Raw genomic sequence first — 16,318 nt, forward strand, 5'->3', positions numbered from 1 at the left:
ACCCCCGATCGGACAAGCCGATCGGGGGTTTGTGTTATTCGGTTCGCTGACGCGTCAGAGGAACTTCTGGGCCTTGGCCTGGCGGCGGCGGCGGTGCAGGATGGGCTCGGTGTAGCCGTTGGGCTGCTTGGTGCCTTCCAGGACCAGTTCCTTGGCGGCTTGGAAGGCGATGGAGGCTTCGAAGTCGACGGCCATGGCGTGGTAGGAGGAGTCGCCGGCGTTCTGCTGGTCGACGATGGGGGCCATGCGCTCGAGGGAGGCGATGACCTCTGCCTCGGTGACGATGCCGTGGCGCAGCCAGTTGGCGACCTGCTGGCTCGAAATGCGCAGGGTGGCACGGTCTTCCATGAGGCCGACGTCCTTGATGTCGGGCACCTTGGAGCAGCCGACGCCCTGATCGATCCAGCGCACCACGTAGCCGAGGATGCCCTGGGAGTTGTTGTCCAGCTCCTGCTGCTTCTCCTCCGCGGTCCAGTTGGTGTCCTGGGCGAGCGGGATCTCGAGGATTTCGTCGACGGTGGCGCGGGGGCCGCCCTTGGCGATCTCGGACTGGCGCTTGAACACGTCCACCAGGTGGTAGTGGGTGGCGTGCAGGGTGGCGGCGGTGGGCGAGGGGACCCAGGCGGTGTTGGCGCCGGCCTTGGGGTGCACGATCTTCTGGGCCAGCATATCGGCCATCAGATCGGGCATGGCCCACATGCCCTTGCCGATCTGCGCCTTACCGGGCAGGCCCGCGGCGATACCGGTGTCGACATTCCAGTCCTCGTAGGACTTGATCCACTGCTGGGCCTTCATCTCGGCCTTGCGGACCATCGGCCCGGCCTCCATGGAGGTGTGGATCTCATCGCCGGTGCGGTCCAGGAAGCCGGTGTTGATGAACACCACGCGATCCTTGGCGGCATGGATGCACGCCTTGAGGTTCACCGTGGTGCGGCGCTCCTCATCCATGATGCCGACCTTGAGGGTGTTGCGCGGCACGTCCACGACATCCTCGATGGCCGCGAACAGGTCGTTGGTGAAGGCGACCTCGTCGGGACCGTGCATCTTCGGCTTCACGATGTAGATCGAGCCGGTGCGGGTGTTCTTCAGCTGGGTATCGCCATTGAGCGCGTGCTTGGCGATCAGCACGGTGAACAGGCCGTCGAGAATGCCCTCGGGCACCTCGTTGCCGTCCTTGTCGAGAATGGCGTCCGAGGTCATCAGATGACCCACGTTGCGCACGAACAGCAGCGAACGGCCGTGCAGCACAAGGTCACTGCCGTCGAGCGCGGTGTAGACCCGGTCCGGGTTCATGGTGCGGGTGAAGGTCTTGCCGCCCTTGGACACCTTCTCGGCCAGATCGCCCTTCATCAGGCCCAGCCAGTTGTGGTAGCCCAGGACCTTGTCCTCGGCGTCCACGGCCGCGACCGAATCCTCGAAGTCCATGATGGTGGTGACCGCGGACTCCAGCACGACGTCCTTGATACCGGCGTCATCGGTGGAGCCGACCGGAGATTCGGGATCGAACTGGATCTCGATGTGCAGCCCGTTGTGCTTGAACAGCAGCGAGGTCGGGGCCTCGGGGGTGCCGAGGTAGCCGACCAGCGCGTCACCGTCGGCCAGCCCGATATCGGTGCCGTCCTCGAGGGTGACCTCGAGTTCGCCGTCGACGATGGCGTACTTGCTGGTGCCCAGGTGCGATCCGGTGATCAGCGGCAGCGCGTCGTCGAGGAAATTGCGGGCCCATTCGATGACCTTGTCACCGCGAACCTTGTTGTAGCCCTTGCCCTTTTCCGCGCCATTGGCCTCGGAGATGGCATCGGTGCCGTAGAGGGCGTCATACAGCGAGCCCCAGCGCGCGTTCGCCGCGTTGATGGCGAAGCGGGCGTTCATCACCGGCACGACCAGCTGCGGGCCTGCCTGGGTGGCGATTTCGGCGTCCACGTTCTCGGTTCCGATTTGGAAATCGGCCGGTTCGGGACGCAGGTAGCCGATCTCGGTGAGGAACTGCTTGTAGGCAGCCTTGTCGTAGCCGGCGCCGGGGTTGGCGCGGTGCCACTCGTCGATCTTGGCCTGGATGTCGTCGCGTTCTGCCAGCAGAGCACGGTTACGGGGAGCCAGGGTGTTGATCACACTCTCGGCGCCCGACCAGAACGCGGCGGAGTCTACGCCGGTACCGGGAAGAGCCTCGTTTTCCACGAAATCGTGAAGAACGCGCGCGACCTGGAGCCCGCCGACCTGAATCCGCTCTGTCATCTACTGCCTCGTTTCGAGAAAGCCGGGTCAAAAAGTACGCCCGTCATGTTACTCGCGGGTATGGGGCAGGCGTTCGCGGCCTGGGATTTCCGGGCGAGCCGGGACCTTGATTGTATCGTCCGGTACATTTAATGTACTGAGCGGAACATTAATGTCCGCGAGCGAACGCGAAGGTGCGGCCCATGGGAAAGCCCTTGTCCGGCAAGGTTTGTGTGGTCACCGGCGGTAGTCGGGGACTGGGCCGCGAGATGGTGCTGGCCTTCGCCGAAGCGGGCGCCGACGTGGTGATCGCCAGCCGCAAGGTCGAGGCGTGTGACGCACTCGCCACCGCCGTGCGGGAGAAATACGGGGTCCGGGCGCTGCCGGTGGCCTGCAACGTGGGCGTATGGGAACACTGCGACGCACTCGTGGACACGGTCTATGCCGAGTTCGAGCGGGTGGATGTGCTGGTCAACAACGCGGGCATGTCGCTGCTGTATCCGAGCCTGGATCAGGTCACCGAAGCCATGTTCGACAAGATCATCGGCACCAATCTCAAGGGCGCGTTCCGATTGTCGGCGGTGATCGGCGCGCGGATGGCGGCCGCCGGTGCCGGATCGATCATCAATATCTCCTCGATGGAGGCCACCCATCCCGAGCCGATGGCCGTGCCCTATGCCGCCGCCAAAGCCGGTCTGGAGGCACTGTCAGGCGGGCTCGCGCACACCTATGGACCGGCGGTGCGGGTCAACACCATTCGCTGCGGGCCGTTCGATACCGATATCGCCAAAGCCTGGCCGCCCGGGATGAAAGAGGCGCTGGGGGAGCACACCGCGCTACGGCGGATCGGAACACCCGCCGATATCGTCGGCGCGGCACTGTTCTTCGCCTCCGACGCTTCGGCTTTCGCGACCGGGGCCACACTGGCTCTGGACGGTGGCTGGCGATGACCGTCGAACCGGTCCGCCGTCGCGGCCGTCCGCCCGCCTCGGAGGTGAATCCGGGGGAGACCCTGGAGCGGATCACGCGCGCGGCCATGGAACTGTTCGCGGAAAAGGGGTTCCACGCGACCGGTGTGGCCGAGATCGGCGACCGGGCCGGGGTGCAACGCGGTGCGCTGTACTACCACATCGGGTCCAAGGAGGAATTGCTCTTCCAGATCCGGCGCGGCTACACCCAGCTCATGCTGGATGCCGCCGTCGCGATCGCGGACGGCCCCGATGATCCGGTCACCAAGCTGCGCAACCTGATTCGCACTCATGTGCGGCTCATCGTCGAACACCGGCACGAGGTCACCATCGCACTGCGCGACGCCGGTGCGCTCACCGGCGAACGCGCCGCCGACCTTCAGATATTGCGTGACGGCATCCAGCGCGCCTGGCAGCGCGTCGTCGACGACGGTTACGCGGCGGGCCTGCTCCGCACCAACGATCACGTCATCACCAAAAGCGTTGTGGCCATGCTGAATATGGTCAGCGCCTGGTACCGCGACGACGGTGAGTACACCCCCGATCAGATCGCGGACATTCTCACCACCACCATCTTCGACGGTGTCGCGGCACCGGCCGACAACAAATGAAAGGCTGACCATGGCTTGGGATTTCGGAACCGACCCGGAATATCAGAAGAAGCTGGACTGGGTCGCGGAGTTCGTGCGCGCCGAGGTCGAGCCCCTGGATCTGCTCTACCCGGAGCCCTACGACCGCAAGAACCCGGAGATCCGGGCGCTGATGAAACCGTTGCAGGAGAAGGTGAAAGAGCAGGGGCTGTGGGCCTGCCACCTCGGCCCGGAGCTCGGCGGCCCCGGCTACGGTCAGGTGAAACTGGCGCTGCTCAACGAGGTGATCGGCACCTCGAAGTGGGCTCCGCTGGTATTCGGTTGTCAGGCACCGGATTCCGGTAACGCCGAGATCCTCGCGCACTTCGGCACGCCCGAGCAGAAGGCCAAGTACCTCCAGCCGCTGCTCGACGGTGAGATCGGCTCCTGCTACGTCATGACCGAGCCCACCGGCGGCTCCGATCCGACCGCGTTCAAGACCCGCGCTGTGCGCGATGGTGATTCGTGGGTCATCAATGGTGAGAAGTGGTTCAACTCGGCCGCCGAATTCGCCAGCTTCCACATCGTCATGGTCGTCACCGATCCCGAGGCCGAACCGCATAAGCGGCTGTCCATGTTCATCGTGCCCGCGGACGCTCCCGGTCTCGAGATCGTGCGGAACTTCACCGTGCCGGGCTTCAGCGAGAACGAAGGGCATCTGCGCTTCACCGATGTGCGCGTACCCGCGGACGCGCTGCTGGGTGCCGAGGGGCTCGGCTTCATCGTCGCCCAGACCCGCCTCGGTGGCGGCCGCGTGCATCACGCCATGCGCACGGTCGCCATGGTGCGCAAGGCATTCGACATGATGTGCGAGCGCGCGGTATCGCGGCCCATGCGCAAGGGTGTGCTCGGCGGCTTGCAGATGACGCAGGAGAAGATCGCCGAATCCTGGATCGAGATGGAGCAATTCCGGCTGCTGGTACTGCGCACCGCGTGGCGCATCGATCAGGAGCAGGACTACCGCAAGGTGCGCCATGACATCGCTGCCATCAAGGTCGCGATGCCGAAGGTCATGCACGATATCGCCCAGCGCGCCATGCATCTGCACGGTGCGATCGGCGTCAGCACCGATCTGCCGTTCGTGGACATGATGAATTACGCGCAGGTCATGGCGATCGCGGACGGCCCCACCGAGGTGCACAAGATCACCCTCGCCAAAGAGGTGCTCAAGACCTACGCGCCCGGGGATCCGGTGTACCCCAGCGGTTTCCGGCCCGCGCTACGTGAGCAGGCGCGGGAACTGGTCGCCCAGCGCCTGGAGCATACGGTCGGGAATCTGTAACCGCTGCGGGTCAGTGTGTTTCGGGCTGGGCGGTGCGGAATCGGGTGCGGTAGGCCGAGGGCGTGACTCCCAGATGGCGCAGGAAGGCTCGGCGCAGCGATTCATCGCTGCCCAAGCCGGATCGGCGGGCCGCCTGGGTGACGGACTCGCCCGCCTCCAACAGCGCCTGCGCCGCTTCGAGCCGGACCGTCTCCACGAAGGCGGCCGGGGTGGTGCCGAGGTGTTCACGGAACAGCCGGGTCAGCTGCCGCACGCTGAGTGCCGCGTGATCGGCCATCGTGGGCAGTGCGTGATCGGCCGCCGGGTCCGCGACGATGTCGTCCAGTAGCGCCCGCAGCGGATCGTGCGGGGGACGGGCGATCCGCGAGGCGGCGGAGAATTGCGATTGTCCGCCCGGGCGTTGCAGGAAGACCACCAGGTCACGGGCGACTTCGCGGGCCAATTCGGTACCCGCGTCGGCTTCCACCATGGCCAGGGATAGATCGATGCCCGCGCTCACGCCCGCCGAGGTGAGGACCCGGCCGTCCCGGACGTACAGGGCATCGGGCTCGACGGTGATGCGGGGATAGGCGCGGGCCAGGGTCGCGGCGTGCCGCCAATGTGTGGTGGCGCGGCGGCCGTCCAGCAGGCCGGTGGCGGCCAGGGCGAACGCGCCCGTGCAGATCGAGGCGATCTGCCGATCGGAATCCGCGAGTTCGCCTACGGCATCCAGTAATTCGGCCGGGGCGGGTGCGGCGGGCAGCCTCGGGGAGCCGGGAACCAGCACGGTGTGCGCATCGGTGACCTCGGCGAATGAACCGCCGACACCCAGGGAGGCTCCGACCGAGGTCGTCACCGGATCCCCGGTGGGCGAAAAGACCCGCAGCTCATAGTCCGCGCCCAATTCGATTGCGGTGCTGAACACTTCGAGCGGGGCGGTGACATCGAGCAGCCGCACCCCGTCGTAGGCGAGCATGGCGATCTTCTTAGGCGGCACACCTCGATGGTAATGGCCAAATCTGTGGGGTGTGTGGCCATATGGACACGGCGGCGGAGTGGGTGTGCGGCCGATGCTCTATTCATGACTCGCATCGCCGATATCAAGATCCCCGACAGCCGTCTCGCGACCGAGGCCACCGAACTGGTGCGTGATGTCGCGACCCCGCTGATCTACGACCACTCCCGCCGCGTCTACCTGTTCGGCGCACTCCAGGGCGAGCGCCGCGGCCTCGCCTACGACCCCGAATTGCTCTACGTCGGAGCCATGTTCCACGACCTCGGGCTCACCGAGAAATACCGCACCACCGATCAGCGCTTCGAAATCGACGGCGCGGATCAGGCCCGCGAGTTCCTGCTCGCGCACGGCATCCCCGCATCCGCCGCCGACACCGTCTGGACCGCCATCGCACTGCACACCACCCCGGAGATCCCCGCCCATATGGCCCCGGAAATCGCCCTGGTCACCGCGGGTGTCGAATACGACGTCCTCGGCATCGGCTACGGCGACCTCCCCGCCGAAGCCCGCGCCGCCGTGGTGGCCGAGCATCCTCGGCCGGACTTCAAGCGCCGCATCCTGGCCGCCTTCACCGAGGGTATCGCCGACCGCCCGGCCACCACTTTCGGCAATGTCAAAGCCGATGTCCTGGAACGCTTCTCGCCCGGTTTCACCCGCACAAATTTCGTGGAGGTAATCGAGAACTCGGCCTGGCCGGAGTAGCGGCCCCGTCATCCCGGCGTGCTTGGCCGGGATCCACACCTCTCGACGGTGCCTAGGTCCAGCTGGCGTCGGGTTGGGCGATGCGCGGTTCGATCCAGAGCGCCTCGGCGACCGCGCACAGCTCGCCCTCCGGCGTCGAAAGCGCTACGCCGACAGTGTGTTTACGTCCTTCGCCGCTGATCGGCCAGGCATGGGAGATGTACTCCGCGCCCGCGTGGATCGGCTGGAATTGGGTCGCGGTCAGCGCGGCCGTGAACGCGCCCGGTGCCATACCGGAGTAGATCCAGGCCGCGAGCCCGCCCGGGCAATCCAGTGCGGACCAGACCGATTCCGTTGTCAGCTCACCGTTTTCGGCGGCGAGCCCGGGATCGGGGGTCCAGGCGGCAGTCAGTACGCGGCGTTCGGGCACGGCCCACGCGAACAGCCGTACGCCCCGGCCCGGTGCACAGGCCACACCGCAGCCGTAGCAGTCGCTGACTTTCCGGTGGGGCGAGGACAGCGCCGTCTCGGTCGCAGTCTTCGCTTCGGCCCAGGACGGGGTGGGCGGGACATCGATATCGAGCACTGCCGGGGCGGCTTCGACCAGCAGGGTGCCGTCCGGGGCGGTGAGCCTCGCGTGCCCATCCTCGGCGGCGAGCAGTACCGGGGTGGCGATGCCGACCGCGCGGCGGAAGTCGACCCGGACGGTGGGTGCGGCGCTGCGTGCCGCGAGCATGCCCGCCACATAGCCGCCGAAGGCCAGCTCGGGGTAGCCGTGGATATGGTCGGGAATGGTGAGCGTATCCAGCGGAATGGTCATGCTGCCGAGGCCCTTCCGTTCACGTCGTCGATCAACCTCTCGACGATAACGCCGGGCGGCGGGGCGCAGCACCCGGGTTACCGAGTGAGAAGTTCCACAGCCGAACGGTGCTCAGCCGACGTTTCCGCCGCCGCCGTCGACGGTCAGCTTCTGACCGGTGAGGTATTCGGCCCGCGGTGAGACCAGGAAGCGGACGGTATCGGCGATGTCCTCGGGGCGGCAGACCCGGCCGAAGGGGGAGTGTGCGTCCAGGGCGCGAATGTCGTCCTTGCCGGTGACCGCTTTGACCAACCGGCGGCCCATCTCGGTGTCGACCAGCCCGGGCGCGACCACGTTGACTCGAATGCCGTGGGCGCGTTCCTCTTTCGCGAGGGTGAACGCGAGCGCCTCCAGGGCGGCCTTCGCCATGGTGTACGGCGCGCCGCCGGGCGCGTACGAGGTGGCCGCGACACTGGAGATCATGATGATGTCGCCGCGCGGTTGAGATCGCATGGAGGGCAATACGAGTCGCGAGATATGGTGCGCCCCGAGCGCGTGCGTGGACAGCACCCGCAGCATTTCGGCCGGATCGGTGTCGGCGACGAACCGTCCGCGACTGGCGATTCCGGCATTGTTGACCAGCAGATCGATATGGCCGAACTCGTCGATGATGTGGTCCACCATCCGCTCGTCGTCCTCGACCGAATCCACGCTGGCCTGTACGGCGATGGCGCGCCGGCCCAAAGCCTCGATGGCGGCGACGGTTTCGGCCGCGGACTCGGCATCGGAGCGGTAGTTCACCGCCACATCCGCGCCGTCCTCGGCCAAGGCCAGTGCGATGGCGCGGCCGATACCGCGCCCGCTACCGGTGACCAGTGCTACCCGTCCCGCCAAGCTCATGGTGCCGACCATACCGAGGGGGTCATTGCCCGAGTCAAGGCTTTCCGTCCGGTCAGTGGGACTCTCATGACAGCGGCTGGACACCGCGCTGGGCCAGCAGCAGCGTCATGATGCCCGCCTCCTGCGACTGCTCGGTGATCATGGCGCGGGCCGATTCCTTCACCGGCCCGGAGCCGATGAGCTTATCGGCGTCCTTGGCCATGCCGACGCCGCCGGTGTGGTGACGCAGCATCAGTTGCAGGAAAAGCGATTCCGCGTCCGAACCCTTGGCGGCGGAGAGGGCATCGAGCTCGGGCATGGTCGCCATACCGGGCATGGTGGTCGCGGCGCTGCTCGCCATGGACGCGTGATCGTGTCCGGCGGGCATATCCATTGCGCTCATCCAGGACATCGGATGCGGATTGGTCGGTGAGGCATTGGCCAGGCGCAACCAGCCGAGCAGGGTGCCGATCTCCACGCGCTGGGTATCGGAGATCTGCTGTGCCAGTTGCCGAATGGACGGATCGACGCCGGTGTCCAACCGCTGCACCATGACCAGCGCCTGCTGATGATGCGCCAGCATGTCCTGGGTGAATCCGATCTCGGTCGGATTCAGCACCGCCGGGGCCGACTCGTTATCGGGAATCACCAGCGGGCGCAGCAGCATTCCCGCGCCGCACAGCAGCACGGCCAGCACGGCCATGACGGCGACGCGTACCCGGCGATCGGTCATCATGAACCCACGATCGAATGCTGATCGGCGGGCGGGGTGTAGATATCGTCGGCGAGCTGCAACACCATGAAGCCGTTGTCATTACAGGTGGTCCACAGTTGACTGCCGTGCCATTCCGGTGGGGCGAAACACCAGTCGGTGGACAGGTCACCGAAGGCGACCATGCCGGTGCGCGACGAAAGCGCCTGTGCCGGATCGAATTTGCCCTCGAGAATGGCCCGGGCCGCGGACGGGAATTGCAGTCCGGGCACCCCGATGATCGACGCCAGCGCATGCGGGGAATTCCACAGCTCCAGATTCCGGCCGGTGTGGGCGGGCGGGTTGTAGTACGCGATCTCCTTGGCGTGGAACGGATCTCGCACGTCGAAGACGCGAATCCCGGACTCCTCCCAGCCGCAGGCCAGGGCGGTCGGATTATCGGGCCGGTCCGCGGCGCAATAGTGCGCGTCGTAGGAGAACACCGACCCGCCCATGGATGAGGCCATGGCCGAATCCTGGTTTTCCAGCAGGTTGATCTCCAGCTTGATCTTGGCGGCGACCTTCGGATTGGTGTCATCGGAGATATCGATGAGCTTCACTCCGCCCGCGCCGCCCTCATCGGCGGTGAACAGGTACGGCTTGCCGTCATAGGTGACCGGAATGCTGTGCTGGGTGGCGAAGCCGTCCGCCCAGAATACCCGGCCGATATGGTTGACCTGCGGATTCGGATCGCGCCGCTGTACCGCGCTGATATCGAGGGTGGTGAATCCGCCCAGCGCCGAGAGGTACATGCGATTGCCGTCCGGGCTGATGCCGAAGCCGTGCGCCTCGATACCGGTCAGGCCCTGCCAGATCACGTGCGGGTTGGCCGGATCGGTGAGATCGACGGCGCTCACGAAACCGGGGGCGATGCCCGAGGCCCAATAGGTGCGGCCGTCCGGGGAGAAGCCGCCCTCGTGGGTGGTGATCGGAATAGGCATGAGCAGATTCGTGCCCGCGCCCGGATTCAACAGGCGCGGATGCGCGCAATCGGAGATGTCGTACACCGACAGATAGCCCGCACCGGTGCCGACCGGAACGCCGGTGCCCACCAATAGTTTTCGCTCGGTATTGACCTTGAGTGATTCCCAGGTGCCCGCCAGCATGGCGGGTTCGGTCAGGCTGGCGGTCACCACCGGATTCGCCGGATCCGAGACATCGAGTACCTGCACGCCCTGGGCGGGGCCGAGAATATTGCCCGGGAACATCGACCCGGTGTACGAGCAGTGTTCGAAGGTGGTCGAGGTGATGCCCGCGCCCTTGCCGACGTATCCGCCGACGAACGAGATATTGCAGCGGTACCCCTGCGTGCTGCGCCCGCTATTGCGGTCCGCGGCGGGCACATCGCCCTGCATTCCGCTTTCCGGCAATGAATCCGGCCCGCAGTCCGCGCGCGGTACCGAGGTGCGTCCCACATCGAGGAATTGCTGTACCGCGTTGCCGATATCGTCCGTCAGATCCGCCGATGCCCCACTCATCGGCAGCATGGCCGCGCCCAATAGCGCCGCCGCGAAAAGCCCTGCGGACCGTCGCATTCCCGAGAACCGCCTCATCGCGGTGCCCCCGTTCCCTCAGAAGCTGCCATCGTGACGGCCCGCACACAGGGGTATGCAGTGTGGTCACGGTTACGTCTCGGAACCGTAACCCATAAACTGACTGCTCGGTAGGTCCGCCCTGAACGAGTTCTCGAAACCGGCTCGATCGAGCCGGATCGAGGGTCGGGATCGCGTGCGGGGCTACTTCTCGGCGGCGTACGGGTCGCGCACGGCGGTCTTGATGTACTCTGCCCAGCTCAGCGTCCCATCGGTGTGCTCGGGACAGGTATTGAACCCGGCCCGGAATCCCTTCGCGACGCGTCCCGGCAACGGCATCGGAACCGCCCGGGGGCGGGCATGAACCTGTCGCCAAATATCAATCAACTCCCGCAAAGTCAGCACCTCCGGGCCGCCGAAATCCGGAGCGAATCCGAGCGGTGTTCCGGTCGCCAACTCGGCCGTTCGCACCGCCACCTCGGCGGCGGACACGGGCTGAAATCGGAAATCCAACGGCAATGGCGCAATCGGCAGCCGCCCTGCGGCGAACAGCGCCGAGGCGATCAATTCGTGAAACTGGGTAGCTCGCAAAATCGTATGCGGCACATCACTTTCGGCTATCCGTCGCTCGCACGCGACCTTATTCCGGTAGTAGCGGAACGGAATCCGCTCGATTCCCACAATCGAGACATAGACAAGGTTCCCCACTCCCGCCTCGGCGGCAGCCCGAATCACCGTATCCGTCTGCGCCACATCGGGATTCCCGAACCTGCGGCCATTCGAGGCGGCATGCACGATCGCATCCACTCCCGCAGCCGCCGCGCCCACCCCGGCTCCGGATACGAGATCCCCCACATGCGTCCCGGCCCCCGACTGCCGCGAAAGCACGCGCACTTCATGCCCGCCCGCCCGCAACCGCTCGACGACTACCCGCCCCAGCACCCCGGTCCCGCCGGTAACAAGAATTGTCCCCATACCCAACACCTACTCCCCGTCCATCCCACCCGGCAATAACCCCGACCGGGTGACAACCGCCACGCCTCGATGGCGCTCTCCGCCTGGCATGCTCGGGCCGTGGCGGAGCGCCGGGATCGGTCGCTCCGCCACGGCCGCTCCGAAGTAGCTGCGCCACAGGCGAATCAGCCGATGGTTTGGTGGTCGGGGGCGATGAGGGCGACTACTCGGTCTTCCTCGCGGGAGTAGGGCTGGCCGAGGTATTTCATGGCGATGGCGTCGATGACGTTCCAGGCTTCGTCGCCTTCGAGCCAATCCACTACGCGGCCGCGGATCATGATCGATTGGTAGGGGTTGTCGGGTGGGGTGAGGGAGAGGGCTACTCGGGGGTCGCGGTGGAGGTTGCGGGCTTTGCGGGAGGTGGGGCCGGTGAGGATGGCTATGTGGTCGTTGTGGGTGCCTACCCAGAGGGGGATGGAGTGGGGGGAGCCGTCGGGGAGGAGGGTGGCCAGGTGGGCTACCGGGGTGCTGTCGAGGGCGGCGCGGATTTCGGGGGTGATGGTCATGGTGGTACCTCGTGTCGGAGATGGGGGTTAGTTCCTTTAGGAGACGCCATAACCGTAGCGCTTTAAGTTCCCTTAGGGAACCCCGATTGGTAGACTTCTTTCATGCAACGCACGAACTTCAGTGAGATGGCCTGCTCGATCGCGCGGACCCTGGATGTGATCGGTGAGCCGTGGTCGCCGTTGATCCTGCGGGATATCTGGGTGGGGTTCAGTCGGTTCGAGCAGATCCAGTCCGATCTCGGGATCTCTCGCAAGGTGCTGACCGAGCGGCTGAATCACCTGGTCGAATGCGGTGTGCTGGAGCGTCGCCCGTACGACAACCGGCCGCGCTACGAGTATGTGCTGACCGAGAAGGGGACCGAGTTGATCGATGTCCTCATGGTCATGGTCGGCTGGGGCGATAAGTGGCTGGCGGGTGAAGCGGGGCCGCCGGTGCTCTATCGCCACCACGCCTGCGGTGAGATCAGCGCGGTGGATCTCACCTGCGCGCACTGCGGACAACCCCTGCACGCACCGGACGTCGACGTTCTCCCCGGCCCGGGAGCGGCCGTCATATCGGGCGAATAGCGTTGGAATCCAGGGGAATTGGCGAGAGACTGCCGATTTCGGAATAGTGGCTGCTGCGGTCGTCTCATCATTCCAACTCCCCGAGGAGCATGTGTGTCTGTTGGTCGTATCCGTTCCCTTGCCCCCAGCGAGCGGGTCTTCGCATTGGTCGGGGCCTACATCGGTTATCGCGTACGGGTGCGCGGTGAGCTCGATATCGCCGCACTCGCCACGGCGTTCGCGGGGTTGCGGCAGCGGTATCCGGTGCTGGCGGCGGTGCTGGAACCGGAGGACGAGGGGCATGCGATCGTGGCCCGGCCCGGACCGCTACCCGGGGTGGTGGTGAGCGCGGGAGACCTCGACGCGCCGGTGTCCGGAGCGTGCGTGGATCAGGAGCATGCGCTGTCGGGTCTGCACGTGGTGCTCGACGGAGATCGGGCCGCGGTCACCCTGTTCACCCACCACAGCATTGCCGACGGCTATCACTCGCTCGAATTGCTGGGGGATCTGTGGTCGCTGTACACGGCCGCCGTGCGCGGGGAGCAGGTCGACCTCACACCGTGGGATTATCCGGAATCGCTGGAGCAGGTGCTCGCCGATAGGGGAATCGTCAAGGCGGACAACGATATCGCGGAACCCGCCGCGTCGCCGGCGAGTCCCGACGCGCCGGTGCGGCCGTCTCGTACACCCGATGCGACACGGGTGTACACCGTCGCGGCGACGCGCTGTCGCCTGGACGCGGTCGTGACCGCGGGACTGCTGGCATACGCGCGCGAACAGGAGACGACGCTCAACGGCGTGGTCTCCGCGCTGATTCTGCGAGTCGAATCCGAACAGGGCGGGGTGCCCGCGGAGCGGTTCGAATACAGCTATCCGGTGGATCTGCGCAATCGAATCTCACCGCCGGTCGCGAATCCGGCGGCCACCGATCCGCTGGGCTTCGTGAACTTCACTCCGACGGGGGACCTCGGCAATACCGCCGAGGTCGCTCGCGCCGTCACCGACGACCTGCGAAAAGGCTTGGACAGCGGGGAAGTACATCAGGCGGGCCTGCGCTTCTTCGACACCATGACCGCCGCCGTCGCGCGACTCGGTCAGGTACCCGCATCCGAACGGCCGGTGGGAATCGTCTCCAGCAACTGGGGAGTGGTGCCGACACCGCGCATACCTGAGCAACTCGAGTTCGAGGACTTCCAGAGCATGATGTTCGAGCATCGAGTGGCCCCGGACTCACCGTTCAAGCCGCCCAATACCTATGTGCTGTCCACCTTCCAGGGTCGACTGGCCATCGAGCTGCGAACCCCGATCGCCCCGGACGAAGCCCGAAACCGGCTCGCGGCAATAGAATCCGCGCTGCGAGCTCTGGGCGGTGCGTGAATCAGGCTCCGGGAACCACGATTCCGGATTCGTAGGCGAGCACCACCAGCTGGGTGCGATCGCGCGCATCGAGTTTGGTGAGCAGATGGCCGATATGGGTTTTGACGGTCGCGACGCTGACGTGCAGGGTGCTCGCGATCTCGGCATTGGTGCGGCCGGACGCGACGTGAATGAGGACCTCGTACTCGCGGTCGGTGAGTCCGGTGCGGATATCCGGCCGCCGATCGGGAGTGGTTGGGCGGCGGGCGAATTCGTCGATCATGCGGCGGGTGATGCTGGGTGTCAGCAGGGCATCACCCTTAGCCACCACGCGGATCGCGTGCAGCAACTGTTCCGGCGGTGAGTCTTTGAGCAGGAAGCCGCTGGCACCGCTGCGGAGTGCCTGGAAGACGTGTTCGTCCTGATCGAAGGTGGTCACGATGAGCACGCGCGGCTGCTGCGCGGTATCGGCGGCGATATGCCGCATGACTTCCAGGCCGTCCATGATCGGCATGCGGATATCCATCAGCACCACATCGGGGCGCAGGCGGCGCGTCAGCTGCACCGCTTCCGCGCCATTGCCCGCCTCGCCGAGCACGGTGAGATCGGGTGCGGAGTCGACCAGGACGCGGAAGCCCGCGCGCACCAGGGCTTCGTCATCGGCGATGAGTACCCGGATCGGGGCGGTGTCAGGCATGGGGGTCATTATCGACGGGGAAGGTCGCGGTGATCTCGAAGCCGCCCTGCGGACGCGGACCGGAGTCGAAATGGCCGCCGAACAGGGCGACCCGTTCGCGCATGCCGATCAGGCCGAGGCCGGAGCCGGTGGATGGGTTTCCAGTAGGTGGTGCGGCGGGTCCGTCGTCAGCGACGGTGATGGTCAATTCGGTTGGTGTATGCCGGATTTCGAGTTCGGCGTGGGCGGTACGCGAGTGTTTGACGATATTGGTGAGCGCTTCCTGAACGATGCGGTAGGCGGTCGTCTCCAGCAGCGCCGGATAGTCGCGGGGCTGCCCGATGACGCGGTAATCCACGATCGCGACACTCTGGCGCAGGTCGTCGACAAGGCCGAGGATCTCGGTGAGGCCCGGTTCGCCCGGCTCCTCCCGCTGCCCCGGTTCGCGTAATTGCGCCAGGACCTGCCGCAATTCGGTCAGCCCCGACCGGCTGGCGTCTTCGATCGCGCTGAGCGCGCGGCGCGCCTCATCCGGCTGTTCGTCGAGCAGCAGCCTGGCCACCCCGGCGCGCACGGCCACCATGCTCAGGGTGTGCGATATCAGATCGTGGACATCGCGCGATACCCGCAACCGCTCCTCGGCGCGGATGCGCCGCTCCGAATCCACGGCCCGAAATTGTTGCTGCACAGCGATATCACGCCGGTACTCACGCCGGGTGCGCAACGCGTCACCGGCCAGCCACGCCGGAATCGCGATGAACAGCTGTACGAAGTCCTGATCCTGATCGGGATGCCAGCTCAGGCCGAACTGCGCGGTGATGGCTATCGCGACGAGCCCGAGGCCGGTGACGAGCAGAGATTCGCGCCGTGATCGGCGGTCGGCGAGCGTAAGCACCGCGATCGCGAAAGCCGGACCGGTATTGCTGACCCAGGGCGTGAACCGAACACCGGCCAGCGCGGCGGCGCACAGCACCACCGCCACCGCGATCGTGACCGCCACCGGCCAGCGCCGCCGGACGACGAGCGGAAGAACGGCCGCGAGCCCGAACAGCGTGATCGCGGTCCGCGAGCCGATACCGTTCCCGGTGATCAGCACCGGCACCGTGAACGCCGCGAAACAGGCTGCGGCAATGGCGAAATCGACCCAATCGGGGCCGGTGTGATCCGCCCGCCCGGCCGGGATGAGCCGCTGATGCCACGGGGCCGCTCGCACGGTCCGTTCCGGCGGTAATGAGGTGATCACCATGGTGTTGACGGTAATCCGCTGATGGACGGCCAGGCATCGGCCTCGCGATGTCATCCCCGAGGTGGAGACGCCACCGCGAATCAGCCGTGCGCCGGGCAGTGATTCCAGGCTCGGGATGGACGACAAGACCCGCGTCAAGACGCGACAGTTACAGCTATGAACACCTCCGATCCCGACCCCGCCCGCCGCGCCACGTACAGCGCGGCAGTCGGCCCTGCATCGCGCCAGCCGCGCCCACCGGCTTC

16 protein-coding genes are annotated in these 16,318 nt (G+C 66.2%); 6 read left to right on the forward strand and 10 right to left on the reverse strand.

The features are described from left to right. Nucleotides 1-54 precede the first annotated feature (54 nt). Entirely contained in the window at nt 55-2,235 is a 2,181-nt protein-coding gene (locus tag AB0L82_RS10635) for a malate synthase G (protein ID WP_364633691.1), read from the reverse strand. 182 nt (nt 2,236-2,417) lie between these two features. On the opposite strand from AB0L82_RS10635, the gene AB0L82_RS10640 reads away from it, so the two are divergent. The 3 genes from AB0L82_RS10640 to AB0L82_RS10650 are packed head-to-tail and all read left to right on the forward strand — an operon-like array spanning nt 2,418 to nt 5,093. Next, entirely contained in the window at nt 2,418-3,164 is a 747-nt protein-coding gene (locus AB0L82_RS10640; protein ID WP_364633693.1) for an SDR family oxidoreductase, read from the forward strand. Further along, a complete protein-coding gene (locus tag AB0L82_RS10645; protein ID WP_364633695.1) occupies nt 3,161-3,793 on the forward strand; it encodes a TetR/AcrR family transcriptional regulator in 633 nt (210 codons plus the stop codon). The genes AB0L82_RS10640 and AB0L82_RS10645 overlap by 4 nt, the downstream gene beginning before the upstream one ends. 10 nt (nt 3,794-3,803) lie before the next feature. Continuing rightward, the gene (locus tag AB0L82_RS10650) at nt 3,804-5,093 is read left to right on the forward strand and encodes an acyl-CoA dehydrogenase family protein (RefSeq protein ID WP_364633697.1); all 1,290 of its coding nucleotides are present in this window, start codon (nt 3,804-3,806) and stop codon (nt 5,091-5,093) included. A gap of 10 nt (nt 5,094-5,103) precedes the next feature. On the opposite strand, the gene AB0L82_RS10655 is transcribed toward AB0L82_RS10650, so the two are convergent. Further along, nucleotides 5,104-6,048: a DJ-1/PfpI family protein gene (locus tag AB0L82_RS10655; protein WP_364635965.1), complete on the reverse strand. Its 945-nt coding sequence runs from the start codon at nt 6,046-6,048 to the stop codon at nt 5,104-5,106. 105 nt (nt 6,049-6,153) lie between these two features. Here AB0L82_RS10655 and AB0L82_RS10660 point away from each other — a divergent pair, with 105 nt between their 5' ends. Further along, nucleotides 6,154-6,789 (forward strand): HD domain-containing protein, encoded by a 636-nt coding sequence (locus AB0L82_RS10660; protein ID WP_364633699.1) that lies wholly within the window; start codon nt 6,154-6,156, stop codon nt 6,787-6,789. Between the two features lie 52 nt (nt 6,790-6,841). On the opposite strand, the gene AB0L82_RS10665 is transcribed toward AB0L82_RS10660, so the two are convergent. The 6 genes from AB0L82_RS10665 to AB0L82_RS10690 form a co-directional block, all read right to left on the reverse strand. Then, a complete protein-coding gene (locus AB0L82_RS10665) occupies nt 6,842-7,588 on the reverse strand; it encodes a hypothetical protein (protein ID WP_364633701.1) in 747 nt (248 codons plus the stop codon). Between the two features lie 111 nt (nt 7,589-7,699). Beyond that, the gene (locus tag AB0L82_RS10670; protein WP_364633703.1) at nt 7,700-8,467 is read right to left on the reverse strand and encodes a glucose 1-dehydrogenase; all 768 of its coding nucleotides are present in this window, start codon (nt 8,465-8,467) and stop codon (nt 7,700-7,702) included. Nucleotides 8,468-8,531: 64 nt separating this feature from the next. Continuing rightward, complete coding sequence (locus AB0L82_RS10675) at nt 8,532-9,182, reverse strand: DUF305 domain-containing protein (RefSeq protein WP_364633705.1); 651 nt, start codon at nt 9,180-9,182, stop codon at nt 8,532-8,534. Beyond that, nucleotides 9,179-10,750: a hypothetical protein gene (locus AB0L82_RS10680; RefSeq protein WP_364633707.1), complete on the reverse strand. Its 1,572-nt coding sequence runs from the start codon at nt 10,748-10,750 to the stop codon at nt 9,179-9,181. Before AB0L82_RS10680 ends, AB0L82_RS10675 begins: the two co-directional genes overlap by 4 nt. 183 nt (nt 10,751-10,933) lie before the next feature. Beyond that, on the reverse strand, nt 10,934-11,704 hold the full coding sequence (locus AB0L82_RS10685) for an NAD(P)H-binding protein (RefSeq protein ID WP_364633709.1): 771 nt from the start codon (nt 11,702-11,704) through the stop codon (nt 10,934-10,936). 164 nt (nt 11,705-11,868) lie between these two features. Then, entirely contained in the window at nt 11,869-12,249 is a 381-nt protein-coding gene (locus AB0L82_RS10690) for a PPOX class F420-dependent oxidoreductase (protein WP_364633711.1), read from the reverse strand. Nucleotides 12,250-12,351: 102 nt separating this feature from the next. Here AB0L82_RS10690 and AB0L82_RS10695 point away from each other — a divergent pair, with 102 nt between their 5' ends. Both AB0L82_RS10695 and AB0L82_RS10700 read left to right on the forward strand, forming a co-directional pair. Continuing rightward, nucleotides 12,352-12,816 (forward strand): helix-turn-helix domain-containing protein, encoded by a 465-nt coding sequence (locus AB0L82_RS10695; RefSeq protein WP_364633713.1) that lies wholly within the window; start codon nt 12,352-12,354, stop codon nt 12,814-12,816. A gap of 93 nt (nt 12,817-12,909) precedes the next feature. After that, entirely contained in the window at nt 12,910-14,172 is a 1,263-nt protein-coding gene (locus tag AB0L82_RS10700) for a hypothetical protein (RefSeq protein WP_364633715.1), read from the forward strand. Nucleotide 14,173: 1 nt separating this feature from the next. Here the strand turns inward: AB0L82_RS10700 and AB0L82_RS10705 are convergent, their stop codons facing one another. Both AB0L82_RS10705 and AB0L82_RS10710 read right to left on the reverse strand, forming a co-directional pair. Beyond that, nucleotides 14,174-14,848 (reverse strand): response regulator transcription factor, encoded by a 675-nt coding sequence (locus tag AB0L82_RS10705; RefSeq protein ID WP_364633717.1) that lies wholly within the window; start codon nt 14,846-14,848, stop codon nt 14,174-14,176. Beyond that, nucleotides 14,841-16,211 (reverse strand): sensor histidine kinase, encoded by a 1,371-nt coding sequence (locus AB0L82_RS10710; protein ID WP_364633719.1) that lies wholly within the window; start codon nt 16,209-16,211, stop codon nt 14,841-14,843. Before AB0L82_RS10710 ends, AB0L82_RS10705 begins: the two co-directional genes overlap by 8 nt. Nucleotides 16,212-16,318 lie beyond the last annotated feature (107 nt).

It is taken from the genome of Nocardia sp. NPDC052001 (assembly GCF_040680615.1).
GTDB lineage: Bacteria > Actinomycetota > Actinomycetes > Mycobacteriales > Mycobacteriaceae > Nocardia.